Source organism: Nocardioides sp., from assembly GCF_036405735.1.
Lineage (GTDB): Bacteria > Actinomycetota > Actinomycetes > Propionibacteriales > Nocardioidaceae > Nocardioides.
Window position 1 is genome coordinate 19,844 of sequence record NZ_DASWXC010000018.1, and the last position, 25,970, is coordinate 45,813.

The window sequence follows — 25,970 nt, forward strand, 5'->3', positions numbered from 1 at the left end:
AGGTCTCACCATCATGGTCAACCGATCGAGTCAGATGACTAAGATCGATCACCGGTACACGAGGTCGGAGGGACCGAGGAATGGCCGAAACGACGACGATCACCGCGCTGCCGACGCCGCAGCAGGGATCGCACATCCTGATCGAGGACGACGCGAGTCCGCTGGTCCGCCTGATCGGGCGGACCCTGGGTGACTCCGCTCGGAGCGGTCACGCTGCCGACGGCCTGGCCCGGACCGCGGGCGTCGTCGCGGTCCGCTCGCACGACACGCCTCAGGCGGCGACGATCGCCTTCGGCGCCGGCGCCGTCGAGGTGAGCAGCGGGGTCCTGGTCGCACCGGACGCGACGGTCGTGGTCGATCTCCACGCCCGCTTCGCGCCCGTGGGGGAGCCGAGCGGTGACGCGGCGCTCGCCGCCGGCGTTCTGCGCGCCCTGCAGCCCCCGCTGCCGCACTGGCGTGAGGCGGCGGCCCGCTTCTGGCAGCTGACGCGGGGGATCCGGGGCGTTCCCGAGGTCCTCCTCGTCGACACCGAAGGGCCGGACGGGCCCGAGCACGGCCGGTTCGGCGAGGGGGCGACCGAGTACCTGGTCGCCGGGCCCGCCGATCTCCTCGCCGGCGTCTTCAGCGGCGCCGACGACTTCCTCACCGCCCTGGCCTCCGGTCTGCGGGTCCGGGGCACGTTGTCGCAGATGTCGGTCATGACGGCCGCTTCCTGGAAGGTGCGTTTCGATGTCTGACCGCTCTCAGCTCACGGACTCCGCCTCGCCGACCCCCGCGCGGGCGGTCCGGCTCGAGGCCACGAACCACGAGGGAAGCCTCCTCGGGAAGAACGTCTCGCTGGCGAAGTTCGCCGCGGGCAAGGACACCGGCTTCGCCTTCGCGGACATCCTGTTCGCCATCGACCTCAACAACGAGATCGTCCTCGGCGACGCCTTCCCGGAGTGGCGCGGCAACATCTACGACATCCAGATGATCCCGGACATGTCCACCCTGGTGGAGTGGAAGCCCGGCCTGGACTCGGTCATCGGGGACTACTGGCTCAAGGACGGCACACCGGTGCCGATCTGTCCGCGCAACCTCGTCCGCCGACTGGTGGACCGGCTCGCCGCTCTCGGGTACGGCGCCACCGCCGCCGTCGAGATCGAGGCGACGCTGTTCGAGGAGTCCGTCCAGGAGGCCCGCAGGGTCGGCTACCGCGACCTGACGCCGCTGGGTGGCAGCACGGGGGCGACGTACCACCTGGCGCGGTCCAAGGACTGGGTCGACTACATGGAGGCCGTGGTCGACCGGCTCGACCGGGTCGGCATCACGTGGGAGGCATGGACCGACGAGGCGGCCCCCGGGCAGACCGAGCTGAACCTCGCCCCGACGGACCCGGTCGCGCTGTGCGACGGCTGGGCGAGGACCCGCCAGATCATGCGGGAGGTGGCCTTCGAGCGGGGTCACACCGTCTCGTTCATGGCCAAGCCGACCGCGGGCTTCGGCCAAGGTGCCCACATCAACCTCTCCCTCCACAGCGACGGGGTGAATCGCTTCTTCGCCGAGGACGGACCCTCGGAGCTGATGCGCCACGCGGTCGGTGGGCTGCTCGCCACGATGGCGGGCGCGACCTCCGTCGTGATGCCGCAGATCACGTCGTACCGTCGGCTGGTCGACCTGACGGGCCCGCCCACCACGGTGAGCTGGGGCGTCAACAACAAGACGGCCGCGGTGCGCGCGATCACCGGGCACCCGAAGTACTCGCGCCTGGAGTACCGACTGCCGGGCGCCGACGCCAACCCCTACCTCACGCTCGCGGTCGTGCTGGCCGGCGTCCTGGCCGGGATCGAACGGCGCATCGAGCCGCCCGAGCAGGTCACGGACATGGCGTGGTGCCTTCCCGACGACAGCGGCGTGTCGCGGATCCCCGACACGATGTCGAAGGCAGGGGCGGCGCTGGAGGCCGACCCTCTGCTGCGTGAGTACCTCGGCGACGAGTTCGTGGACTTCTGGGTCGCCTCCCGGCGGTGGGAGTGGATGGAGTTCCACACCAAGGGCGGCGATCCGTTCGCCGAGCTCTCCGAGTGGGAGTCGACGCGCTACTTCGAGTTCCCGTGAGCGCGCGTGAGGAGGCCGCGGGAATGCGGCCGTTGATCGGCATCACCGGCCGCCGGTTCCGGCTCTCCCTGCTGCAGCGGGCTGACGAGCGGTACGGCGACCGCTGCATCGACACCTCGATGTCGGACTTCGCGACGCGGATCGCCGAGGCCGGGGGACTCCCGGTGCACCTGTCCTACGACACCGACGTCGCGGCGATCTGCGAGTGGCTCTCCGGCGTCGTGATCACCGGTGGGCAGGATGTCCACCCCGCCTTCTGGGGCGGTGACACCTCGGTGGTCCGGGACATCGACCCACGGACGAACCCGATGGTCCACGACGTCGCGCGCGACGAGTACGAGATCGCGCTGACCCGGGCCGCCGTCGACCGCGGCATCCCGGTGCTCGGCGTCTGCCGCGGCCTGCAGGTGCTCAACGTCGCCCTCGGCGGGACGCTCGTGCCGGACCTGCCACCGGGGTCGGTGACCCACCTGTCGCCCGAGACCGCGCCGACCGACGGCACCGTCGACCACGTTGTCTCCTTCACGCCGGGCTCGGTCGCCGCCGAGCTGTTCGGCGGCGACGCGATCACCAACTCCTGGCACCACCAGGCCGTCGACCGCTGTGGTGTCGGCGTGGTCGTGACCGGCCGGACCGGCGACGGCGTCGTCGAGGCGATCGAGGTGCCGGGACACCCCGTCCTGGGGGTCCAGTGGCACCCCGAGTGGATGAAGAGCACCGACCCGACGCTGACCTGGGTCGTCCGCGAGGCGGCCCGACTGCTCGAGCAGAGGAGCGACCGATGACCACCCACCTCACCGACCAGCCGGTCGTGCCGCCGGAGCAGATGGGCCAGGAGCCCTCGGTCCCGACGCTCACGGCGCTGCTCGCCCGGCGCGCGCAGGACGCCGGCACCCGGGAGTTCCTGCGCTTCGGCGAGTGGTCGTGGAGCTTCGCGGAGATCGACGCCTGGACGTCCCGGCTGGCCCACCGACTCATCGAGGTCGACGGCGTGCAGCCGGGCGACCGGGTCGCGATCATGCTGCCGAACGTCGTGCACTGGCCCGTGGTCTGGCTCGCGACGCTGAAGGCCGGCGCGGTCGCCGTACCGGTCAACTGCGGCTACCAGCGTGCCGACCTGGCGTTCGTGCTGCGGGACTCGGGCGCCCGCGTGGTCTTCACCGACGCGGAGCGCTCCGGCCTGGTCACCGAGGTCGTCCACGACGACGGTGAGCTGACTGGAGTGCGGGTCGTCGATGTCGCCGACGACGGGTCCGAGCCCTTCCCGGACGCGGCGCCGGCCGTGCCGGTCAGCGGCGGGACGCTGGCGAACCTGCAGTACACCTCGGGCACGACCGGCTTCCCGAAGGCCTGCATGCTCACCCACGGGTACTGGGTGCGGCTGGGCTGGATCTGCTCCGCGGTGACCGGCCTGGGACGCGACGACGTGTTGATCACCTCCCAGCCGTACTCCTACATGGACCCGCAGTGGAACACCGCGGTCGCGCTCACCGTGGGCGCGCCGCTGGTCGTGCTGCCCCGGTTCTCGGCCTCGACCTTCATGGCGGACGTACGCCGGCACGGCGCGACGTTCTTCTACGTGCTCGGCTCCATGCCGACGCTGCTCTTCAAGCAGCCGCCCAGCCCCGACGACCGTGAGAACGCGCTCCGCATGGTGCTGTGCTCCGGCATCCCGGTCGCCCTGCACGCTCAGCTCGAGGAGCGCTGGGGCGCTCCGTGGCGCGAGGTCTACGGCATGACGGAGTCCGGGATCGACCTGTTCAGCCCGTTCGACGACACCGCGGCGGTGGCGAGCGGGAGTCTGGGCGGACCCGTGCCGACCAAGCAGGTGCGCGTCGTCGACCCCCACGACCCCGGCGACACCGACGTACCCGACGGGCAGCCGGGCGAGCTGGTCGTCTCCGGGACGCCGATGATGAGTGGCTACTGGAACCGTCCCGATGCCACCGCCGAGGTGTTGCGGGACGGCTGGTTGCACACCGGTGACCTCGTGGTCCGTCGCCCCGACGGCGGCATCCAGCTGGTCGGGCGGATCAAGGACATGGTGCGGCGGGGCGGTGAGAACGTCGCCTGCGTCGAGGTCGAGGCAGCGCTCGAACGCGACGACCGCGTGGTCACGGCCGCCGTCGTCGCCGAACCCGACGACACCCTCGGCGAGGAGGTGAAGGCCTTCGTCCAGCTGGCCGCCGGCGTGCCGGCCGATCGGGCGACCGCCGAGCAGATCGTCGAGCGTGCCGGCCGGCAGCTGGCGCGCTTCAAGGTGCCTCGCTACGTCGAGTTCGTCACCGACTTCCCCCGGACTCCGTCAGAACGGGTCTCCAAGCCGGCCCTGAAGACACGGGCCCAGGAGTCTCCCGGTGTGACCTACGACGTCGCCAAGCCGAGGAGGTAGACATGTCCCATCCCACCGAGGGCTCCGGATCCCTCGACGTCGACATCGTCCGAGGCGTCGCGGTCCTGACGCTGCGGCGTCCCGAGCGGCTCAACGCCCTGGACGTCGCGACCCGCCTGCGGTTGGCGCGGGTGATCCGCGAGCTCGGCACCGGCGAGAGTGTGCGCGGGATCGTGCTCACCGGCGCGGGCCGCGCCTTCTCGGCCGGTGAGGATCTGCGCAGCGCGCCCACGACCGACACGGAGTTCCGTGAGGCGTTCGCGAGCTTCCACGACATCACCCGCGCCATCCTCGCGACCCGGGTCCCGGTGGTGGCGGCCGTCAACGGCATCGCGGTCGGGGGAGCCTCGGAGATCACGCTGTGCTGCGACGCTCGCATCGGGACCCCCGCGACCGAGTACTACCAGCCGGAGAACGGCCGGGGGATCACGATCTCGAACGCCTCCAGCGTGCTGCTCCGGCGCCTCGTCGGCCACCACGCGATGCGCATCGTCCTCGGGTCCCCGCGGGTCGGCGCCGACGAGGCGCTGCGGATCGGACTGCTCGACGAGGTCGTCGAGCCGACGGCGCTGCTCGACCGCGCGATCGAGACCGTCGTCGGGTGGACACCCGAGGGCAACACGACCGCCCTCCATCTCGCGCTGCTGCGCCCGCTCGCCGAGGAGGTCGAGGCCGCCTTCGCCCGCGAGGACGTCGCTGCCCAGGCGTCGTGGGACAGCGGCGTGCTCACGGCAGGCGTCCAGGGCTTCCTGGCCGCCAAGGACCCCCGCTCGTCGTCCCGCTCCTGAGCGGCGCGAGCATCCACAGAGAAGAGAACAGACATGATCGAGACCCAGGCCGCGGTCCTGACCGCCGTCAACGAGCCGCTCCAGCTGACCACGATCCGGGTCGACGACCCGGAGCCGCACGAGGTGCGGATCGCGGTCACCAACGTGGGGCTGTGCCACAGCGACCTGCACTACATGACCGGCACGGTGCCGACCGACCTGCCCGTCGTGGTGGGACACGAGGTGGCCGGTGTGGTGGAGGCGGTCGGCGCCGACGTGGCGTCGCTGCGTCCGGGTGACCGGGTGGTCGGTGCACTCACCCCGTCCTGCGGCCGCTGTGTCAACTGCGAGGCTGGGCACTCGACGCAGTGCCAGCGGCTCGACGAGGTCCGCCGCCGGGCGACCCCGGCGTTCCAGACGGTCGACGGCCAGCCGATCGAGCGGCTCGGCGGCATCGGTGCCTTCTCGCAGCACGTGCTGATGCGTGAGAACGCGCTGGTCAGGCTCCCGGACGACGTACCGCTGCAGGTCGGGTGCCTGCTGGCCTGCTGCATCATCACCGGCGTCGGTGCCGTGTTCCGCGGCGCCCAGGTGCGACCCGGGAGCACGGTCGCCGTGATCGGCTGCGGCGGCGTCGGGTCCGCGATCATCCAGGGCGCGCGGCTCGCCGGCGCCTCGGCGATCGTGGCCATCGACCTCGACGACGATCGGCTGAAGGCCGCCCGCGGGTACGGCGCCACCCACGTCATCAACGGCGGCGACGGTGACACCGTGGCGGAGCTGCGCCGTCAGCTCGGCGACGGCGTGGACTACTCCTTCGAGGCCGTCGGCTCGGCCCGGACCGCCGAGACGGCCCTGGCCCTGTTGCGGCCCACGGGCACCGCGTGCCTGGTCGGCATCGCGCCGGCCGGCACGGAGCTCAGCGTGCCCGCCCTCGACTTCTTCTTCGAGGAGAAGCGCCTCATCGGCTCCTACATGGGCTCGGGCCAGGCGCGCGAGGACATCGCCCAGTTCGCGCGGCTCTACCAGCAGGGCCGCCTGCTGCTCGACGAGATGGTCACGCGCGTCATCCCGTTCGCCGAGATCAACGACGGCTTCGAGCAGATGCTGTCCGGTGACGTCACGCGCATCGTCGTCGACCTCCAGTCCTGACCAACCGCTATTTGCAGAGGTGACCCTGATGCCCGACCCCCAGATCGCCCCCGGGATCGAGATGCCCCAGCCGCTGAACTACATCGCCGACGAGTGGAGCGAATGCGCCACCGTGGATGACGCGTGGAACCTCGACCCCAACACGCGCCAGCGCGTCCACCGCGCCGTCAGCACCACTCCCGACGACCTCGAGCGCGCCCTGCGGCACGCCGAGCTGAGCTACGACGTCGGCCGATGGGACGAGGAGGCCCGGCAGGAGCGGGCCGAGATGCTCGAGCGTGCCGCCGCGATCATCGAACGGCGCACCGACGAGATCGCGCGGACCGACGCCCTCACCAGCGGTACGCCGATCAGCGTGACCCGCAAGGTGGCGGCGTTCCTGCCGTTCCGGATCCGCGCGACGGCGGCCGACCTGGTGAGCATTCCCCGGGTCACCGCCCTGGAGGCCGGGGGTCGCGACGTCCGGCTGTACAAGGTGCCGTGGGGTCCTGCCGCGATCCTGACGCCGTGGAACGGCCCGAGCTTCATTCCGGCGGCGAAGGTCGTCAGCGCGATCGCGGCCGGCTGTCCGGTGATCCTCAAGCCGTCGGAGCACGCGCCCCGTAGCGCACAGCTCGTCGCCGAGTGCTTCATCGAGGCCGGTCTGCCGAGCGGCGCGCTGCAGCTGGTGCACGGCGCGGGCGATGTCGGCGCGCGACTGACCTCCGACCCGCGGGTGAAGATCGTCTCCTTCACCGGCGGACCGGGGGCGGGCCGCGCGATCGCGCGCGCCGCGGCGGAGGACTTCAAGGTCCTGCAACTGGAGCTGGGCGGCAACAACCCGGTGCTCGTGCTCGACGATGCCGACATCGACGTCACCGCGGACGGCATCCTCGAGGGCATGACCAAGCTCAACGGGCAGTGGTGCGAGGGCCCCGGCAAGGTCCTCGCCCCCCGCGGGCTGGTCGCTCCGCTGCTGGAGGCGCTGACCGAGCGGATCGAGAAGCTCGTCATCGGTCACTCCCTCGACGAGGGCAGCGACGTGGGGCCGATCTCCAACGCGCCGCACTACGCGACCCTGCAGCAGCGGATCGAGGGGCTGCGCGAGCTCGGGGCCACGGTCCACCAGCCCGCCCGCCTACCGGAGCTCGACGGCTACTTCCTGTCGCCCACGGTGGCCGTGGGTGCCGACCCCGTCCGGGCGACGGCCGAGCTGTTCGGCCCGCTCGTCTCACTGCACGCGGTGGACAGTGAGGAGGAGGCGCTACGGATCGCCAATGCCCACCCGTCGGGCCTCGACGCCTATGTGTTCGGCAGCGACACCGACCGAGCCATCGAGGTCGGCGCGCGGATCGTGGCCGGCGAGGTGCGGGTCAACGGCGCCAAGGTCGCCGACCTCGGTGATGACTCGGCCCAGAGCTTCTGGGGTCCGGCCGGCATCGGGGGCCATGGGCCGGCCGAGTCGGTTCGGGTCTTCTGCGGCGACCGGGTGGTGGGCGTCGACTCGCCCGACCTGCCGTTGTGACCTACGCGGTTGCGGGCGCGACCCGCGCCGCCAGCCACGAGTCGAGCACCGCGACGACGATGTCCATCTGGGCAGTGGCGGCGGCGCGGTCGCCGTAGGTCAACCAGCTGAGGGCGAACCCGTCGGCCAGGGTGGCGATGACGTAGGCGATCTCGTCGAGGGCCTCCGGGCTGACCGGGTCGTCACCGGCGGCGCCGCGCAGGACCGTGCGCATGGTGTCGAGCGCCTGGTCGTACACGGCGATGCCCCGGTCGCCGTGCTGCCGTCGCGCCCAGCTGATGAGCTCGAGGGTCGCAGCGGTGAAGCTGGCCGACTCCAGGTAGCGCTCCATGACGCCGCGAAGGAGCCGACGAGCCGTGTCGGTGAGGCCGGCGTGCGGTGCGGTGTCCTCCACCACGCCGCGATAGCTGGCAGCGACGAACTCGAACACGTCGGCGAACAGGTCCTCTTTGGAGTCGTAGCAGTAGTGCAGCATCGCGACGTTCGCCTTGGCCTGCTCCGCGATGCGTCGCGTCGTCGCACCGTCGATCCCATGGCTCGCGATCACCTCCACGGCGGCTTCGATGAAGTCGCTGCGTCGCTGGGCGACCGGGATACGCGGCATGGGGGACCTCCGGAGCAGAACACTCGAGCGAGTTAGACGTTTGATTAAGTCACGTCGATTCTAGCAGTGCGTCAGTGACGAGTTGCGGAGGCGGCGCTGCCGGAAAAAGTTGGTCGAACAACTTGGACGGACATCTAGATCAGGTGACCAACTATGGCCTAGCGTATGAGCCGGATCACACCAGCCCGCCCAGCGCTCGACGCAGGAATCGGAGACCTCCATGACCAAGACCCATGCACCAGCCAGCGCCGCCCGCGGCGCCAGGCGCGACCCGGCGACCAGCAAGAGCCTGCTCATCGGCGTCGGCGCCCTCATGGTCGTGCTGACCAACGCCGTCATCTTCATCCTCCCGCCGCTGCTGCCGGTCATCCAGGCGCAGTACGGGCTGGCGACGGTGGCGGAGACGACCTGGCTCTACACCGCACTGACGCTCGGCGGGGGAGCGGGCTTCATCCTGCTGCCGCGGCTGGCCGACGTGTACGGCGACCGGAACACCTCCGCGGCGGCGTCGGCCTTCCTCACCGTCGGCGCACTCGTTCCTGCCATGGGGGACTCCTACGCGACTCTTCTCGCGGGCTGCGTCCTGATGGGGTTCGGCTGCGCGGCGCAGCTGCTGCCGCTCGGCTTCCTTCGCCGCAACCTCGGTGAGAACGGGATCACCGTGGGCGTGGCCGTGCTGGTGATCGCAACCGGCGTCGGCATCGTCGTCGGCATGATCGGGGGCGGCCTCATCGTCCAGGACCTGTCGCTGCGCAGCTTCTTCGTCATCCTCACGGCCGTGAGTGCTGCGACCACGATCGTGCTGTTCGTCGCGATCCCGCACACGCCTCCTGCCGAGCGCTCCGGTCGGGTCGGCGCACTCGGCACGGTGTGGATGATCGCCTGGGTCGCGGCCATCCTGCTGACCCTCACCCAGGGTCTGGTCTGGGGGAACGCTGCCCTCATTCCGCTGGCGCTCGGCGTCGTCGGCGGCATCGCCTGGATCCGCGTGGAGCGCCGGTCGAGCTCGGCGGTCTTCGACGTCGCCATGATGAAGACGCCTCTGGTGACAGCGTCCTGTGTCTGCATCGCGCTGTTCGCGGCCGTGAACTCGGCCTTCCTGCTCCTGCTCAGCACCTACGCGCAGATCATCCCTGAGGCGCTCCGCCCGACCGATGCCTACGGTCTCGGGCTCAGCGCCCTGGAGACCGGCTGGCTGATGGTTCCGTTCGCGGTGACCTTCCTGATCGGCAGCATCCTGGTCGACCGGCCCGTCACCAACGGTCGCGGCGTGCCCGTCTTCGTCGTCGGAGCACTCATCAGCGTCGGTGGCCTCGCCTGGCTGGCGGTGGCCCACAATCAACAGTGGCACTACCTGGTCGGCGCCGCCGTCATGGGCCTGGGATGCAGCATCGGCTATGCCGCCGGCTTCACCATGGTGCAGATGGCCGTCTCGGAGGAGAAGGCCGGAATGGCCGCAGGTGTCGCCGGCACCTTCATGGCGGTGGGCTTCGCCTTCGGAACCGCACTGGTCAGCGCCGATCTCAGCGCGTCCGTGGTCCCGGTGCCCGGAACGACGCTCGAGGTCGCGGCCGAGAGCCTCTACGGCACCGGCTACTGGATCGCGGGCGTACTGGCGCTCCTCGTCGTCGTGACCGTGCTGGTCTCCCGTGCTCGCACGGGTCGGCGCGCCGCAGTCACCGGCTCCTAGCCCCGAGCGTGCCGCCGCGGCTTCATGTCGCGGCGGCACGCCGCTCGACCGGACATCACCGTTCTCCAGCGCCACAGCCGGAGATCCACACCTGAGTTGAAGGAAAGAGACATGAGGGACGACATCTACGCCCTGGCGTTCTTGGTCGGCGACGTGATCATGATCGCCGGCGGCTACTGGGCCGGCTGGAAGTTCATCAAGCAGTACGGCAACTACCTGCTCGGCCTCGAGTGGTTCATCATCGCCACCTCAGGGGTGAACTTCCTGATCTGGGCGCTCCGCTTCCCCGAGGACAAGGCGGCCGGAGAGGCCAGTCCGCAGTACGCGGTCGCGTTCTTCCTCGACGCGTTCTCGCGCTCGGTCGGCATCACCCTGCTGCTCGTCGTCGGGTTCCTGGCGGTGACGCACCGCTACAAGTCGAGCGTCGCGGTGGACGTCGCGATCTTCGCCGTGGGCATCGGCGCCGGCCTCTACCTGGGCCAGTCGAAGTTCCAGGACCACGTCGACGACGCCGGTCACCACATTCTCTACACCGGTCCGGCGACGATCTACCTCGTCGTGAACCTGCTGACGCTGGTCTTCCTGGTCTACCTCACCAAGCGGCTGTGGGACATCGGTGCGACGAAGGTCGCCATCGCCACCCTGCTGGTCAGCCTCGCCGGGACGGGGATCGCGCTGGGCTACGACTTCTTCCCGTTCCCGGCCTCCGTCGATCCGCTCCAGGACCGTGCGCTCTTCTACGCCTTGGCGCTCACGGTGTGGGGCCTGCAGCTGTTCACCTACTTCTTCGCCTACCGCGCACTGCACGACCACAACGTGGCGCCGGGCCGGGCGTCGGAGGCAGTCGCGCCGAAGGATGTGCTCGCATGAGGACCGACCACGTCGAGTACGCCGACTTCACGGGCTGGGTCGACCCGCCCGCGGACGTCCGGCCACCCCTGGTCGGTGACCTGGCCTGCGACGTCGCCGTCGTCGGCGGCGGCATCAACGGCATGTCGACGGCGCTGCGGCTGGCGGAGCGCGGTCAGGACGTCGTGCTGCTGGAGGCGGAGTTCTGCGGACACGGCTCGAGCTCGCGCAACGCCGGGCAGCTCGCCGGGGCCCCGGGCGGTGACCTGCAGCTGCTCAACCTGCTCTCCCGCAAGAGGATGCCGGGCATGATGCGGCTGGCCGAGCGCGCCGCCCACCACGTCGAGGACTTCATCGCCAAGCACGACATCGACTGCGACTACGAGGCGACCGGCAACGCCTTCGCCGCGGTCTCGCGCGGCCAGATGGGCCGGGTGCGACGTGTGGCGAAGATCGTGACCCGGGCTGGTGGGCACGTCCAGGTCGGGACGAGCGAGGAGCTGGGGATCCCACGGGGCTTCGTCGGCGGGATGCGCGAGGTCGTCGGCGGGATGATGAACCCCGGCAAGTTCACCCTCGGCATGCGGCAGGTGCTGCTCGGCACGCCGGCGCGGGTCTTCGAGCGCACCAAGGTCACCGACATCAGGCGCGAGGACGGCGGTGTCGTCCTGACGACTCCTCGAGGCCGGCTGCGCGCGGACCGGGTCGTGCTGGCCACCAACGCCTTCGCCGGCGAGTGGGACATCACGCCGAAGCACCTCTCCGTGCCGATCTACGTCATCGAGGTCGAGACCGAGCCGATCGACCCTCGCCGTCTCGCCGCGCTGGGCTGGACCAGCCGGATGGGACTCGTGACCCAGCACGCCATCATGGAGAACTACCGGCTGACCCCGCGCAACACGATCGTCTTCGGCGTCCGCCGGCTCGAGCGCGGCACGCGCTACCCGCTCCCGCCGCGGACACCGGACCCCGCGCTCGTGCGGGAGCTGGCCGACGCCTTCGCGACCCGGTTCCCCTCTCTGGCCGACGTCGCCGTGGAGCGCGCCTGGGGCGGATGGATCGCGATCACCTCGTCCTGGCTGCCGCTGGCCGGTCAGCTCGACGACCGCATCCACTACTCGATCGCCTGCAACGGCCACGGCCTCGCCCAGGCGCCGTACGTCGGCACGCTCATCGCCGACGCGATCGTCGACGGCGAGCGGCACGAGGACCTGCAGACCCTGTGGCAGGAGAAGCCGAAGTTCCCGCCCCCGATGATGATGGGCCGGCTGGGGCTGCGGATGATCTGGGCCGTTGACCGCTTCAACGACCGGATCAACGGGAGCCGACGCAACGCCCGGCGCGGCGCCGCCTTGGCATCGGAGCCGACGGCGAGCCGATGACGGCCGCGCTCCCGCGCGCCGTCAGCCACCCAGATTGCTGGGCAGATTGCTGGGCAGATGGGTGGCCAGACTGGTGGCCAGATGGGTCGAGGCGTAGCTCTCCTTCACGAACCGAAGGTGGCTCCAGCTCTCCACCCCGTGCACCCCGGGCAGCGAGCGCACCGCCTCCAGTGCCTCGGTGAGCTGGCCGGGGGTGAAGGACCGCAGCGTCGTGAGCAGGTCGAAGCGGCCGAGGGTGCGGGCCAGGAAGCTGACCGCCGGCATGCCGAGCAGTGCCTCGGTGACGTCGCGGTGGTCGCCCGCGAGCCGGATGCCGAGGCCCATGGCGACCTGGTGGTCGCGCCCCGACTGGCGGACGAGAGCGCCGATCCGGATGACCTGTCCTTCGACGAGGCGCACCACGCGGCGTCGCACCCCGGCAGGGGAGAGCGCGACGAGCCCGGCGAGCTCGACGTACGACGCCCTCCCGTTCTCCTGCAGTGCCCGTAGCAGCATGAGATCGGTCGCGTCGACCGTGTGGTGCAGGACCCCGGTCGGACCGACCACGTCCCGGATCACCTCCACGTACGGGACGGTGTCGATCGCGCGGACGCCAGGGATCGCGCGCAGCTCGCCGACGGCAGTGTCGATCGCGAGCGCCGACTCGGCGCGAAGCTCCGTGACCACGTCGTGGTGGCCGGTGGGCAGCGAGACGAACGAGACGTCGTCCCGCTCGGCGATCCTGCTCGCGACCGGGACGGCGCAGCCGTCCACGCTGAGGCCGACGTAGGCCAACGAGCCGCGGCCGCTCACGGCAGGGTGCACCACGCCGCGGATCGCGACCTCGCCTGAGGAGAGCAGGCGGTGCATGCGGGTGGCGACGGCCGAGCGCGGCAGTCCCGAGAGCCGCGCGATCTCGCGGTGAGCGAGCCGTCCGTCGCGCTTGAGCAGTTCGACGATCGCCTCGTCCGCGGTGTCCACCGACACGCCTCCCCAGAAAATTTTCGCACTCAACTTTGGCTGGCCATCCTAGGCCAAAACGTCGCTACGAATGGCCCCATCGGTCATAACGGAAGCGCCTGGGCCGCCGTGTGAGACCGATCGACACTTAGGCCGCCCTGCAGGCGCACGAACGGCTTGCCGTGAGGGGGTCGGGTACCTAGGGTCGGGCACCGCACCTTCGCAACGAGAGCGCCGTCGCATTCCCGGGGTCGCCTGCTGCTCGTCGTGACCGTCGCCGCCGACCAGGTGGACGACCGGTGCCCGCCGGAGTCTCCGGCCCGATCTGACTGAGGAGCCGACGATGTCACAAGCAGCACTGGGGGAGCCCACCACGACCGGGACCGGACTGGCGCGCAACGCGCTGAGCCTGCCGGAGCTCGTGTTCACCGCGATGGCGGCGCTCGCGCCGCTGACGCTGGTCGCGACCGTGATGCCACTCCACTTCTTCGTGGGCGGCTCCGCCGTCCCGGGCGGCTACCTCGTCGCCGCGGTCGTGATGGGGCTGTTCGCCGTCGGACTGACCTCGGTGATGCGCTACATCCGCAACACGGGCGCCTTCTACGCGATCATCGCGCGCGGCCTGGGCAAGGAGGCCGGCTCCGCGTCGGCCCTGCTGGCCGTCGTCGCCTACAACGCGCTGCAGATCTCCACGTACGGCGCGCTCGGGCTCTACGCCCAGGAGTCCGCCGAGCGCCTGCTCGGTGTCGACCTGCCGTGGTGGGTCTGGGCCGGGATCGGCGTCGTGGCGGTCGCCGTCCTCGGCTACCGCGGCATCACCGCGAGTGCGAAGGTCCTGACCGTCGTGCTCACCTTGGAGATGGTCGCCCTGGTGATCCTGGCCGTGTGCGTCTTCGCCGAGGGCGGCGCCTCGGGCTTCTCGGCCGAGTCGTTCTCGCCGTCCGCGGTGCTCGACCCCAGCGCCGGCCCGATGTACGGCCTGATCTTCGGTGCGTTCATGGGCTTCGAGTCCACCGCGATCTACTCCGAGGAGGCCTCCGGTGGCGCTCGCACCGTGCGCCGCGCGACCTACCTCGTCGTCGCCGTCATCGGCGTCTTCTACGCGATCATGGCCTACGCCGTCGTCACCGCCTACGGTGCCGGCAACATCGCGGACGCCGCGAGTGCCGACCCGGCCGGCCTGGTGCTGGCGCTCTTCGACCAGCAGCTGCCGTCGTGGTTCGGTGACGTCGTCTCGCTGCTCATCCTCCTCAGCGCCTTCGCCGCGCTGCTCTCCCTGCACAACGCCAGCAACCGGTACACCTACGCCCTGGGTCGCGAGCGGCTCATCCCGTCCGCATTCGGTCGCACCCACCCGCGCACCAGCTCGCCGTGGGTGGCCGGTGCCGCCCAGACGGTCGCGGCGATCGTGGTCCTGGTGGTCTGCGTCGCCCTCGACGTCGACCCGTACCTCGGCCTGCTGCTGTGGGGCAGCGCGCTCGGCTTCCTCGGCATCATCGCGCTGTGGGCGATGTGCGCGCTCGCGGTGGTCGTCTACATGCGCCGCCACCACCCCGAGGTCGGGCTGTGGCGCACGCTGATCGCCCCGCTGACCGCCTCGATCGCGCTGGCCGTCGTGTTCGCCATGGTCATCCGCCACTTCGACCTGTTCTCCGGCGGGTCGCCGGCGGTCAACACCACGCTGTTCGTGATCGCGGCGCTGGCCGTCGTCGGCGGGCTGGCGCGGGCGCTCTACCTCCGGGCCCGTGCCCGCGACGTGTACGACGGCCTCGGCACGACGAACGTCGCGACCTTGGAGGACCTGGACGACGACCCCCGCTTCGGCGCCGGCCGATAGGTCCGTGAGGCAGAGATGATCCCGAGCTACCCGAGCCCTTCGCGGCAGGAGGATCCGATGGGCTACCAGCCCCTCGACCTGGCCGATGTCGCCAACGCCGGCGTCGACATCTTCGAGGACCCCGACGACGTGCAGCTCGGCGAGCGGCAGCTGCACGGGCTGCCGTTCCGGTTCGGCGACCGGGAGCGCGCGGTGCTCCTGGTCGCGTCGGGCGCGACCGCCGACATCGCCGTCGGCGGCCGGCCCACGTGGCTCGTCTTCGCCCACGCGCTGCTCGAGCCGGACCTCTACGACGGCGGCCGTGTCGGCCAGGAGGTCGGCTCCTACACGCTGCACTACGGCGACGGGTCGCAGCTGACCCAGCCGCTACGGCAGCGCTTCGAGATCGGCCCGACCCCGCGCAGGTGGGACGACCGGCCGCTGCCGCTGGACTGGGGGCAGACGCCACTGCTGGCGCGCAACGACGCCGAGCACGTCCTGATGGACCGGGCCTGCGGGCGGTACGACGAGGCCGGTGCCCGCTTGGTCGGCATCGACGACCCGCAGTCGCGGGTGCCGTACGTGCTGCCGTACCGGTTCTACCTGTGGGGCATGGAGAACCCGCGTCCCGACCTGGAGCTGGTCAAGCTCACCGCGACCGCGCGCGGTGCGTCGCTGATCGTCGGTGCCGTCACCGTGAGCGACCTGGATGAGGAGCCGTTCACCCGGACGGTCGCGCGCGACGTGCTGGTCGAGCTGCGGGGGGCGTCGGTCACGGAGTCGCTGTCGCTCGCCATCGACCGCGGCAGCGCGACCTACGTCTACCGCACTGCTCCGGACGTCGAGGCCGACCCGGAGCTGCCCGGTGGCTGGGGCCGGTCGCGCCCGGAGTCCTGGCCGACCGGCTACGCCAAGGTGTCGGCGTCGCCGTCGGCGACGCTGACCGTCGGGGACGGCGAGACCACCCTCGGACAGCTGCGGTGGGGCGATCTCATCGACAGCGGCCGGGCGGAGTTCGACTGGGGCGTGGTCCGGCTACCGCGCCCGGACCAGAACTGGGTCACGACCACGGTCCGTGACCAGGACGGGCAGCCGGTCCCGTGCCGGATCCGGTTCCAGACGCCGGACGGCATCCCGATCTCGCCGTACGGCCACCACGCGCACATCAACTCCGACGGGGGCACCTGGAACCTCGACATCGGGGGCGACGTGCGACTCGGCAGCTACACGTACGCCTCCATTGACGGCACCTGCGAGGGCTGGCTGCCGGTCGGGCCGGTGCAGGTCGAGGTCGCCCGCGGCTTCGAGTACGAGCCGATCCGCCGTACCGTCGAGATCGCGCCCGAGCAGGACCGGCTGGATCTGGTGCTCTCGCGGCGCTTCGACGCCCGGGCGCGCGGCTACGTCAGCGGCGACACCCACGTGCACTTCATGTCCACCCAGGGCGCCGAGCTCGAGGCCCGCGCCGAGGACCTCCAGGTCGCCAACCTGCTGCTCGCGCAGTGGGGCGAGCACTTCACCAACACCGAGGAGTTCACCGGCCACGCCCACGTCTCCCACGACCACCAGACCGTGGTCTTCGCGGGCCAGGAGAACCGCACCAACATGCTCGGGCACATCAACCTGCTCGGGCTGCGCCGGCCGATCATGCCGTGGTCGACCGGCGGCTCGGAGGAGGCCGAGCTCGGCGGCGGTCTGGCCACGACGCTGTCGCACTGGGCCGACGAGTGCCACGCCCAGGGCGGCACGGTCGTGCTCGCGCACTTCCCCGTGCCGTACGGCGAGACCGCGGCCCTGCTCGCCACCGGGCGGCTGGACGCCGTCGAGACGATCGCCTACGACGACTACAACATCACCGAGTACTACCGCTACCTCAACGCCGGGTTCCGGGTCCCGCTCGTCGGCGGCACCGACAAGATGACCAGCGAGGTCCCGGTCGGGCTCGTCCGCACCTACGCCGCCACCCGTGGCGGCGAGGTCGACTTCGACGGCTGGTGCGCCGGCATCCGGCGCGGCGACACCATGGTCTCCAGCGGCCCGCTGCTGTGGCTGCGGGTCGACGACCAGCCGCCGGGAACGGTGCTGGCCGACCGGTCGAGCGTCCGGGTGGTCGTCGAGCTGGAGACCATCTTCGGCGTCGAGCGCATCGAGCTGGTCCGCAACGGCGAGGTCGTGCACACCGAGGCCGTCGCGCCCGACGCGGCCACGCACCGCCTCGAGGTCGAGCTGCCGGTGGAGGGCTCGGACTGGCTGGTCGCACGGTGCTTCGGCGCCAGCGGCGCGAGTCCGCGTCACACCGACACGTGGGCGCGACCGGTCGTCGCCCACACCTCGCCGGTCTACGTGAGCATCGGCAGCGCCTGGGAGCGTCACGACCCGGAGGTGGCCTCGACCATGCTCGCGATGGTCGAGGCGGCCCGGCGCCACGTCACCGAGGAGGCCCGCACGCAGTGGGCCGGCACGGTGCGGCACCGCCACGGCGAGGCGGACCACCTCGCCTACCTCACCCGTCCCTTCGACGAGGCCCGCGCCGCGCTGCAGGCCCGTATCGAGCAGCACCCACAGCACGAACAGCCCTAGGAAGTCAGCACCATGACCATGAACCCCGACACCCTCGCCGCGCTGACGAACACGGTGGCCCCGCCGTTCGCGTGGTCGCCGAAGGGGTGGCCCTCCGAGCGTCCGTTCACCGACCCGGCGATCCCGGAGACCTGGGCCTACACCGGCCGCTACTCCTACGATCCCGGCGACACCGTCGACCTGCACGTGTCGTCCACGGCGACCGAGTTCGAGCTGGAGATCATCCGCGACGGCGCCGAGCCGGTCACGGTGCACCACGCCATCGGGCTCACCGCCCCGCGGCAGGACGCGTCCGAGGACGCCTACGCCACCGGTTGCGGCTGGGAGACCACGCACACCTGGCAGATCCCCGAGGACCTCGGCTCGGGCTTCTTCCTGGTGATCGTCCGCAACCAGACCCCGCACGGAGTCTGGGAGCGGGAGCACTTCTTCATCGTCCGCGGCACCGCCGAGCGGCGCCGCCCGATCGCGCTCATCCTCACGACCGGGACGCTGAGCGCCTACAACGACTGGGGCGGGGCCAACCACTACCGCGGCATCGGCGACGACCCCCGCAGCGACTCCGGGTCGCCGCTGTCCTCGACCCAGCGCCCGATCGGCCGCGGCATGCTGCGCAAGCCCATCGAGGCGCCCCGCGAGTACCACCCGTACACCCCCGGCATCGGCTGGGTGCCGCGCTACGACTCCTACGAGTGGGCGCGCTACAACGGCTACAGCCGCCACCACGCCGACACCGGGTGGGCGACGTACGAGCGCCACTTCGTCGTGTGGGCCGAGCAGGCCGGCTACCAGCTGGACTACCTGACGCAGATCGACCTGCACGAGGACCCCACGGTCCTCGACGACTACCCGTGCGCCGTCGTCGTCGGCCACGACGAGTACTGGACGTGGCAGATGCGCGACGTCATCGACGCGTTCGTCGAGCGCGGCGGCGGCTTCGCCCGGTTCGCCGGCAACTTCCAGTGGCAGGTCCGGCTGAGCGACGACTCGACCACGCAGTACTGCTACCGACTGCCCTCCCTCGACCCGGCGGCGGCCACCACGCCGCACCTGGTGACCACGAACTGGGAGGCCAAGAGCGTCGGCCGTCCCGGCGCCACCACCATCGGGCTCAACGGTCTCGGCGGCATCTACAACCGCTACGGCGCGGCGGTCCCGCGCTCCTCCGGCGGCTTCACCGTCTACCGGCCCGAGCACTGGGCCTTCGCCGGCACCGACCTCTACTACGGCGACCTGCTCGGCGGTGCGCCGGCCTTCCTGGCCTCCTTCGAGGTCGACTCGGTCGAGTACACCTTCCGCCGCGGCCTGCCCTACCCGACCTTCGAGGACGGTGCGCCCGAGACGCTCGAGATCCTCGCCATGTGCCCCGCGGCCAAGGGGGAGGAGGACCGGTTCGGCGGCCAGTACCCGATCGGCGGCCCCGAGGCGGAGGTCTACGCCTACAACGCCGAGCTCGGCGACGACCTCCCCGACTACGTCCACGAGAACCAGATGCGCGGCGCTGGCATGATCGCCGCCTTCACCCGTGGTGAGGGCGAGGTCTTCAACGGCGGCTCGACCGAGTGGTCGCACGCCCTCCATGTCGGTGACCCGTTCGTCGACCGCATCGTCCGCAACGTCCTCGACCGCTTCACCAGCAAGGAGAACTGATGACCACCCCGATCTCGGGCCCTATCACCGGCCTGATCACGGGCCCGATCACCGGCCCGGCGAGCATCGACGCAGTCCGGACCGTCGACCGGTCCGGCCTGCCGATCGTGCCCGACCCGGCCGACTACGACCAGGTCAGCGAGGGTTGGTCGGAGACGGAGTTCCGCGCCGTCCAGCTGGCCGAGGACTCCCTCGGCGGCCTGTGGGAGGGAACGCCGGGCACGGTGTTCTTCGAGTCGTGGCCCTACACCGAGTTCTGCGTGATGATCAGCGGCCGGGTGGCCGTGGTCGACACCGAGGGCGGACGCCGCGAGTTCGGCGCCGGCCAGGCGTTCGTCGTACCCCGCGGCTTCCGCGGCACGTGGGAGACCATGGAGCCGTCGGTCAAGTACTTCGTGGCGATGCGATGAGCGCCCTGGAGACCCCGCGGGTCGAGGCCCGCGGCAACGTCGGTCCCATCGACAGCTCCCTGGTCCCGCGCTACGCCGGGCCGGCGACGTTCGCGCGGCTCCCGCGGCGCGACGAGGTGCCGAGCGCCGACGTCGTGATCGCCGGCGTGCCGTTCGACACCGGTGTCTCGTTCCGGCCGGGGGCGCGGTTCGCGCCGGCGCACGTGCGGGAGTCCTCGCGGCTGCTGCGGCCCTACCACCCCGCCCTCGACGCCTCGCCGTTCGAGCTGGTCCAGGTCGCCGACGCCGGCGACCTCGCGGTCAACCCGTTCGACATCCCGGCCGCCATCGACGCGATCCAGGCCGGGGCGGCCGAGCTGACCTCCGACGGTGCCCGTCTGCTCACCATCGGTGGCGACCACACCATCGCGCTGCCGCTGCTCCGCAACGTGGCGGCGCAGCACGGCCCGGTGGCGCTGATCCACTTCGACGCCCACCTCGACACCTGGGACACCTACTTCGGCGCCGAGTACACCCACGGCACGCCGTTCCGTCGCGCGGTGGAGGAGGGCATCCTCGACACCGAGGCGCTCAGCCACGTCGGCACCCGGGGTCCGCTCTACGGGAAGAAGGACCTCGAGGACGACCGCCGCTTCGGGTTCGGCATCCTGACCTCTGCGGACGTCTACCACCAGGGCGTGACCGAGGTCGTGCAGCGGCTGCGTGAGCGGGTCGGCGACCGTCCGGTCTACGTCTCGATCGACATCGACGTCCTCGACCCCGCCCACGCCCCCGGCACCGGCACCCCCGAGGCCGGCGGCATGACCAGTCGCGAGCTGCTCGAGATCCTCCGCGGCTTCGCCGGGCTCAACCTGGTCGGCGCCGACGTCGTCGAGGTGGCGCCGGCCTACGACCACGCCGAGATCACCGGCATCTCGGCCTCCCACGTCGCCTACGACCTCGTGACCCTGCTTGCCCTCCAGGCGGGCGGCGCCGACGGGGCGAACCAGAACGGAGCAACGCAGTGACCGCCAGCACCTACGCCGTCACCGACCCCGCCACCGGCGAGGTCGTGCGGGAGTACCCGACCGCCACCGACGCCGAGATCGAGGCGGCGCTGGCCGCCGCCACGGGGGCGAGCCGGGCGTGGGGCCGGCGTACCACGGTCGCGGAGCGCGCCGGCGTCGTACGCCGGGTCGCGCAGCTGCACCGCGAGCGGAAGCAGGAGCTCGCCGCGATCATCGTGCGCGAGATGGGCAAGCCGCTGGACCAGGCGGAGGACGAGGTCGAGTTCAGCGCCGCGATCTACGAGTTCTACGCCGACAACGCCGAGAGCCTGCTCGCCGACGAGCCGATCGAGCTGCTGCAGGGGGAGGGCTCCGCGGTGATCCGGCGGTCGCCGTACGGCGTGCTGCTGGGGATCATGCCGTGGAACTTCCCCTACTACCAGGTGGCGCGGTTCGCCGGCCCGAACGTGTGCGTCGGCAACACCATCGTGCTCAAGCACGCCCCGCAGTGCCCGGAGTCCGCCGCGGCGATCCAGCGGATCTTCGACGACGCCGGTGCGCCGGACGGGACCTACGTCAACGTCTATGCCACCAACGACCAGGTCGCGTCCCTCATCGCCGACCCGCGGGTGGCCGGTGTCTCGCTGACGGGCTCGGAGCGCGCCGGTGCCGCCGTCGCCGAGATCGCCGGACGGCACCTGAAGAAGGTCGTCCTCGAGCTCGGTGGGGCTGACCCGTTCATCCTGCTCTCCACCGACGACCTCGACGCCACCGTCGAGCAGGCGGTCGCGGCGCGCCTGGACAACACCGGCCAGGCGTGCAACGCCGCCAAGCGGTTCATCGTGGCCGAGGATCTCTACGACCCGTTCGTCGAGAGGTTCACCGCCGCGGTGAAGGCCGCCGGGAAGGCGATCTCGCCGCTCTCGTCCGTGGCAGCGGCCGACCGGCTCCAGCAGCAGGTCGACACGGCCGTCGCGCAGGGTGCCCGCCTGGAGTCCGCCGGCGAGCGCGACGGCGCGTTCTTCCCGCCCGGCGTGCTGACCGGGGTCGCCAAGGAGAGCGACACCTACTACGAGGAGCTCTTCGGGCCGGTCGCGATGGTCTTCAAGGTCTCCTCCGAGGAGGAGGCGCTCGAGCTGGCCAACGACACGCCGTTCGGGCTGGGGTCCTACGTGTTCACCACCGACCCCGAGCAGGCCGCCCGGCTGGCCGACGGGATCGAGGCGGGCATGGTCTTCGTCAACGGCGTCCTGGCCGACAGCGCCGAGCTTCCCTTCGGAGGCGTGAAGCGCTCGGGCTTCGGCCGGGAGCTGGGGCGCTACGGCATCGAGGAGTTCGTCAACAAGAAGCTGATCCGCACGATCGCCTGACCACGCCTACGCCGCACGCCCCGGGAGCGACTGCTCCCGGGGCGTGCGGCGTGTTGGCGATCCGTTGGTGGGAGCGGCGGGTCAGCGCACGCCGGCCACGGCGGACACAGCGCGCACCGCCGCCTGCGTGAGCGCGTCGGTCTTCGCGTCCAGCCCGGCGTCGAGGGGCGTGGGCCACGACGACAGCTTGGCCACGACGACCTGCGCGTCGAGGTCGACGTGGACCATCTGGCCGTGGATGCCGAGGCAGAGCAGCACGCGGCGGTCGCCGTACGGCACCCAGAACTGGTTGCGGTACATCCAGCCCGGGTGCACGTCCCCGAGCGGGCCGGACGCGAACGCCTGACGCGAGTCGTGGGCGCCTGCGAGCGCATCGTCGATCCACGACGCGGGGACGACCTGGGCCCGGCCGTCGTGGCCACGACGGCGTACGAGCTCCCCGAACCGGGCGAGGTCCCTCAGCGTCGCCGTCAGCCCGCCGTCGAAGAACACCGTGCGGTCGATGTCCACGCCGGCGTCCATGTCGTGCTCGGCGATGCGGGACCACAGCAGCCGCGAGAGCAGCTCCGGCATCTGGAGGCCCGACGCCGCCTCGCAGACCCAGCCGAGCACGTCGGTCTCGCACGAGCGGTAGTCGAAGTGCCCGCCGTGCGGTCGTTCGGCGACGAGGCGAGGCAGGTAGTCGTACAGGCGCGTCGGCGCGTCGGCATCGTCCCGGGGCAGCCAGCCGACGGCCTGGTCGATGCGGCGCACCTCGGCCGAGAGGTCGTCGTACTCCTCGGAGAACTTGATTCCCGAGCGCATGTCGAGCAGGTGACGCACCGTCGCGCCGCGATAGCCGGACGCCGCGAGCGCCGGCACGTACGTCGTGACGAGCTCGTCGACGTCGAGGACACCCTGCTCGGCGAGGATGGCGCAGACCGTGCCGACCAGCGTCTTGCTCACCGAGAACAACGCGTGGTTGCGCTCGGCGTCCAGGTCGCCGGGGTAGTGCTCGGCGACGATCCGTCCCTCGCGCACCACGATGAAGCCGTCGGTGTAGGTCTCCGAGAGCAGGCTCCCGATGGTCCCGACGGGCGTGCCGCCGAGCTCGACCGGAGTGCCGAGGTCCAACGTGTCGGTGTCGGTGTCGGTGTCGGTCTCGAGCTCCAGCGGTGTCTGGCCGGCCGCGACGCGCGCGGTCGGGACGATCTCGCGGACCCGCCCGAAGGTGTGGCGGTTGTGCGGGCCGAGCTGCCAGTTCGACAGCGACAGCGGCGGCGGGTTGCTCATGCGGGTGCTCCTGAAGGGGTCGAGGTCGGTGCGGCGTCGTCCGGGTCGGCGTCGAGGCTCAGCTCCGGGGTGGGGCGCCGGAAGGCGCGGGTGAGCCAGACCAGGTAGCCGACGCCGAGGCACAGCCATGCGCTGCCGATCAGCAGAGCGGTCGAGTGCAGCTGGCTCAGCAGGTAGAGGGTGATCGCCGCGCCCACGAGGGGGAGCAGCACGAAGATGACGACGTTGAGCTGACGCTCGTGGCGGTGGCGGAGGTAGTAGGCGACGACGCAGAGGTTGACCGCCGTGAAGGCCAGGAAGGCGCCGAAGTTGATGAACCCGGTGGCCGTCTGCAGGGAGAGGCGCATGCCGACGAAGCACATCGCGCCGGTCGCGAGCAGGCTGTAGACCGGCGTACGCGTCCGGTCGTTGAGCCGCCCGAAGAACCGGCGCGGCAGGACACCGTCACGGCCCATCACGTAGAGGAGCCGGCTCGAACTCAGCTGCACGGCCAGGCAGGATCCGGTCCCGGCGATGATGCCGGCGAGATTGGTCCAGTCGGCGAACGTCTGGCCGCCGACCTGGAGGGACATGAAGTAGGAGATCGCCTCGGGTGCCTCGAAGTCGCTGCCGGGGTGCACGAGCGCCATCACGTACGACACGCCGACGAAGATGACGCCGCCGATCGCCACGACGAGGATGACGGCGCGGGGGATGGTGCGGCCCGGGTCGGTGCTCTCGTCGGCAAGGGTGGTGACGGCGTCGTAGCCGAGGAACGAGTAGGCGGCGATCGCCGCTGCCCCGGTCACGGCGGTCAGCGTGGTGGCGGAGTTCCACAGCGGGTCGGTGTACGACGTCGGCTGGTGGTCGACCAGGTAGAAGAGGCAGACGACGACGAAGAGCACGACCAGGCCGATCGAGGAGTAGAGCAGCGCCCGGTTGACCCGGTCGGCGAGCACCACGCCGGCGACGTTGATCGCCGTGGTGACGCCGGCGTTGATCAGCATCCAGGCCCAGATGGGGATCTCGGGGAACTGGGCGTTGAGCAGGATCGACTGCGTCAGCCAGGCGACCATCGGCAAGAAGAGGTAGTCGAGGAGGATGCTCCACCCGACGAGGAAGCCGAGCGGTGCTCCGAGATTGCGGCGAGCGTAGGTGTACGCCGACCCGGAGACCGGGTAGATGGCCGCCATCCGGGCGTAGCTGAACGCGGTGAACAGCAGGGCGCCGGTCGCCAGGGCGAACGTCGTCGGCGCCGCTCCGGCGCTCTCGACGGCGACGATGCCGAACAAGATCATCACGAGACTGGGTGCCATGTAGGCCAGTCCGAACGCCACGACTGAGCCGAGTCCCAGTTGGCGGGGCAAGCGGTCCTGCTTCATGATCGCCTCCTTTGCCGGAACGTTCCGGCGTCGGCCAGAAGGAATGCCGGAACGTTCCGGCGTCCGCGGTAGTCTTCACGCCATGGCGACGAAGGTCAATGGCTCCTCCGGGAAAGATCTCGACGGCGGCGCGGTGACGATCCTCGACCTGGCCCGCGAGCTGCGGCTGTCGAAGACCACGGTGGCCGACGCGCTCGCCGGCTCCGGGCGGGTCTCGACGGAGACGCGCGACCGCGTCCGGGAGCTGGCCGAGAAGTGGGGCTACGTGTCCAACCGGGCCGCGAGGAGCCTGCGTACCCGCTCCACGGGCGCCCTCGGGCTCTACGTGCCGCCCACGGTCCGGACGGCGCCGTTCTACATGGAGTTCGCCCTCGGCGGCGCCGAGCGCGCTGCCAGCGCCGGCTTCGACCTGACGCTCTTCGCCCAGCGACCCGCCCGGCGGCGCGACTTCGGCGTGGACGGCGCCGTCGTGATCGACATGTCGGCCGCCGACGAGCTGCCCCGGCAGCTGGTGGCCGCGGGAGTGCCGGTCGTGGCCGCCGGCCGGATCCTGGGCCACGAGGGTGAGCACGCCGTCATCGAGACCCCCGACCGCGAGATGGCGCACCAGATGTTCGAGCTGATGCGCTCTCGGGGCGCCAGGCGGATCGCCTTCGTGACTCCCTTGCACGACTTCGCCGTCGCGTGGGCCGTGGACGTGTCCGAGGCCTACGTCGCCTGGTGTGGGCAGGCGGACCAGGAGGTGCTGATGCGGTCGATCTCGGTCGCTGCCACCGACACCGAGCTCGCGGCCGCGATCGACGAGGTCGTCCGGATCCCTGGCGTCGACGCCCTCGTCCTCGCCGCGGAAGGGTGGGCCGCCCGGGCCAAGCCGATGCTGACGGCGCACGGCGTCGACGTCGGGGGATCGTTCCAGCTCGGCTCGCTGGCCGGCGACCCGCTGACCGACGGAGCCGACGCCGCGATCTCGCGGGTCGACCTCGGGGCACGCGCCTTCGGCGTCGACGCCTTCGACCTCCTCCTCGACATCCTCAGCGGTGCTGCCGACCGAGCGGCGGTCCGGGTGCATCCGGCACGACTCGTCCCGGCGTCGGTGCACCCCGGCGCGGCGCGCCGCGACGACTGAGGGGACGCCGCACGCGACGGCAC

General features: G+C 71.1%; 21 protein-coding genes. 17 read left to right on the forward strand and 4 right to left on the reverse strand.

Features of this window, described 5'->3' with window-relative positions; translation table 11 throughout:
* The first annotated feature begins 80 nt into the window (after nt 1-80).
* The 7 genes from VGE38_RS03315 to VGE38_RS03345 are packed head-to-tail and all read left to right on the forward strand — an operon-like array spanning nt 81 to nt 7,912.
* Complete coding sequence (locus tag VGE38_RS03315) at nt 81-737, forward strand: hypothetical protein (protein WP_331141114.1); 657 nt, start codon at nt 81-83, stop codon at nt 735-737.
* On the forward strand, nt 730-2,097 hold the full coding sequence (locus VGE38_RS03320; RefSeq protein ID WP_331141115.1) for a glutamine synthetase family protein: 1,368 nt from the start codon (nt 730-732) through the stop codon (nt 2,095-2,097). The genes VGE38_RS03315 and VGE38_RS03320 overlap by 8 nt, the downstream gene beginning before the upstream one ends.
* Nucleotides 2,094-2,882: a gamma-glutamyl-gamma-aminobutyrate hydrolase family protein gene (locus VGE38_RS03325; RefSeq protein ID WP_331141116.1), complete on the forward strand. Its 789-nt coding sequence runs from the start codon at nt 2,094-2,096 to the stop codon at nt 2,880-2,882. Before VGE38_RS03320 ends, VGE38_RS03325 begins: the two co-directional genes overlap by 4 nt.
* A complete protein-coding gene (locus VGE38_RS03330; protein WP_331141117.1) occupies nt 2,879-4,489 on the forward strand; it encodes an AMP-binding protein in 1,611 nt (536 codons plus the stop codon). Before VGE38_RS03325 ends, VGE38_RS03330 begins: the two co-directional genes overlap by 4 nt.
* A gap of 2 nt (nt 4,490-4,491) precedes the next feature.
* Nucleotides 4,492-5,277, forward strand: a complete 786-nt coding sequence (locus VGE38_RS03335) for an enoyl-CoA hydratase/isomerase family protein (protein ID WP_331141118.1) — start codon at nt 4,492-4,494, stop codon at nt 5,275-5,277.
* Nucleotides 5,278-5,310: 33 nt separating this feature from the next.
* Nucleotides 5,311-6,408 carry a Zn-dependent alcohol dehydrogenase gene (locus VGE38_RS03340; protein ID WP_331141119.1) on the forward strand — a complete coding sequence of 366 codons (1,098 nt, stop codon included), beginning with the start codon at nt 5,311-5,313 and terminating at the stop codon, nt 6,406-6,408.
* A 28-nt stretch (nt 6,409-6,436) separates the two neighbouring features.
* Complete coding sequence (locus tag VGE38_RS03345; RefSeq protein ID WP_331141120.1) at nt 6,437-7,912, forward strand: aldehyde dehydrogenase family protein; 1,476 nt, start codon at nt 6,437-6,439, stop codon at nt 7,910-7,912.
* 1 nt (nt 7,913) lies between these two features.
* Here the strand turns inward: VGE38_RS03345 and VGE38_RS03350 are convergent, their stop codons facing one another.
* A complete protein-coding gene (locus VGE38_RS03350; protein WP_331141121.1) occupies nt 7,914-8,516 on the reverse strand; it encodes a TetR/AcrR family transcriptional regulator in 603 nt (200 codons plus the stop codon).
* 220 nt (nt 8,517-8,736) lie between these two features.
* On the opposite strand from VGE38_RS03350, the gene VGE38_RS03355 reads away from it, so the two are divergent.
* The 3 genes from VGE38_RS03355 to VGE38_RS03365 all read left to right on the forward strand — a co-directional run bounded on the left by VGE38_RS03355 (nt 8,737) and on the right by VGE38_RS03365 (nt 12,437).
* The gene (locus tag VGE38_RS03355; protein WP_331141122.1) at nt 8,737-10,206 is read left to right on the forward strand and encodes an MFS transporter; all 1,470 of its coding nucleotides are present in this window, start codon (nt 8,737-8,739) and stop codon (nt 10,204-10,206) included.
* A 111-nt stretch (nt 10,207-10,317) separates the two neighbouring features.
* On the forward strand, nt 10,318-11,076 hold the full coding sequence (locus tag VGE38_RS03360; protein ID WP_331141123.1) for a hypothetical protein: 759 nt from the start codon (nt 10,318-10,320) through the stop codon (nt 11,074-11,076).
* A complete protein-coding gene (locus VGE38_RS03365) occupies nt 11,073-12,437 on the forward strand; it encodes an NAD(P)/FAD-dependent oxidoreductase (RefSeq protein WP_331141124.1) in 1,365 nt (454 codons plus the stop codon). The genes VGE38_RS03360 and VGE38_RS03365 overlap by 4 nt, the downstream gene beginning before the upstream one ends.
* Before the next feature lie 21 nt (nt 12,438-12,458).
* Here the strand turns inward: VGE38_RS03365 and VGE38_RS03370 are convergent, their stop codons facing one another.
* Complete coding sequence (locus VGE38_RS03370) at nt 12,459-13,397, reverse strand: Lrp/AsnC family transcriptional regulator (protein WP_331141125.1); 939 nt, start codon at nt 13,395-13,397, stop codon at nt 12,459-12,461.
* A gap of 322 nt (nt 13,398-13,719) precedes the next feature.
* On the opposite strand from VGE38_RS03370, the gene VGE38_RS03375 reads away from it, so the two are divergent.
* From VGE38_RS03375 to VGE38_RS03400, 6 genes are read left to right on the forward strand one after another with little or no spacing between them, the layout of a single operon-like run.
* Entirely contained in the window at nt 13,720-15,213 is a 1,494-nt protein-coding gene (locus VGE38_RS03375; RefSeq protein WP_331141126.1) for an APC family permease, read from the forward strand.
* Nucleotides 15,214-15,270: 57 nt separating this feature from the next.
* On the forward strand, nt 15,271-17,772 hold the full coding sequence (locus VGE38_RS03380) for a CehA/McbA family metallohydrolase (protein WP_331141127.1): 2,502 nt from the start codon (nt 15,271-15,273) through the stop codon (nt 17,770-17,772).
* A 12-nt stretch (nt 17,773-17,784) separates the two neighbouring features.
* Entirely contained in the window at nt 17,785-19,422 is a 1,638-nt protein-coding gene (locus tag VGE38_RS03385; protein ID WP_331141128.1) for a N,N-dimethylformamidase beta subunit family domain-containing protein, read from the forward strand.
* Nucleotides 19,422-19,832: a cupin domain-containing protein gene (locus tag VGE38_RS03390; RefSeq protein WP_331141129.1), complete on the forward strand. Its 411-nt coding sequence runs from the start codon at nt 19,422-19,424 to the stop codon at nt 19,830-19,832. The genes VGE38_RS03385 and VGE38_RS03390 overlap by 1 nt, the downstream gene beginning before the upstream one ends.
* Complete coding sequence (speB, locus tag VGE38_RS03395; protein WP_331141130.1) at nt 19,829-20,839, forward strand: agmatinase; 1,011 nt, start codon at nt 19,829-19,831, stop codon at nt 20,837-20,839. The genes VGE38_RS03390 and speB overlap by 4 nt, the downstream gene beginning before the upstream one ends.
* Nucleotides 20,836-22,188: an NAD-dependent succinate-semialdehyde dehydrogenase gene (locus VGE38_RS03400; RefSeq protein WP_331141131.1), complete on the forward strand. Its 1,353-nt coding sequence runs from the start codon at nt 20,836-20,838 to the stop codon at nt 22,186-22,188. The genes speB and VGE38_RS03400 overlap by 4 nt, the downstream gene beginning before the upstream one ends.
* 81 nt (nt 22,189-22,269) lie before the next feature.
* Here the strand turns inward: VGE38_RS03400 and VGE38_RS03405 are convergent, their stop codons facing one another.
* Complete coding sequence (locus VGE38_RS03405) at nt 22,270-23,460, reverse strand: serine hydrolase domain-containing protein (RefSeq protein ID WP_331141132.1); 1,191 nt, start codon at nt 23,458-23,460, stop codon at nt 22,270-22,272.
* Nucleotides 23,457-24,821, reverse strand: a complete 1,365-nt coding sequence (locus tag VGE38_RS03410) for an APC family permease (protein ID WP_331141133.1) — start codon at nt 24,819-24,821, stop codon at nt 23,457-23,459. Before VGE38_RS03410 ends, VGE38_RS03405 begins: the two co-directional genes overlap by 4 nt.
* 82 nt (nt 24,822-24,903) lie before the next feature.
* Between VGE38_RS03410 and VGE38_RS03415 the strand changes: the two genes are divergently transcribed.
* A complete protein-coding gene (locus VGE38_RS03415; RefSeq protein ID WP_331141134.1) occupies nt 24,904-25,947 on the forward strand; it encodes a substrate-binding domain-containing protein in 1,044 nt (347 codons plus the stop codon).
* Nucleotides 25,948-25,970 lie beyond the last annotated feature (23 nt).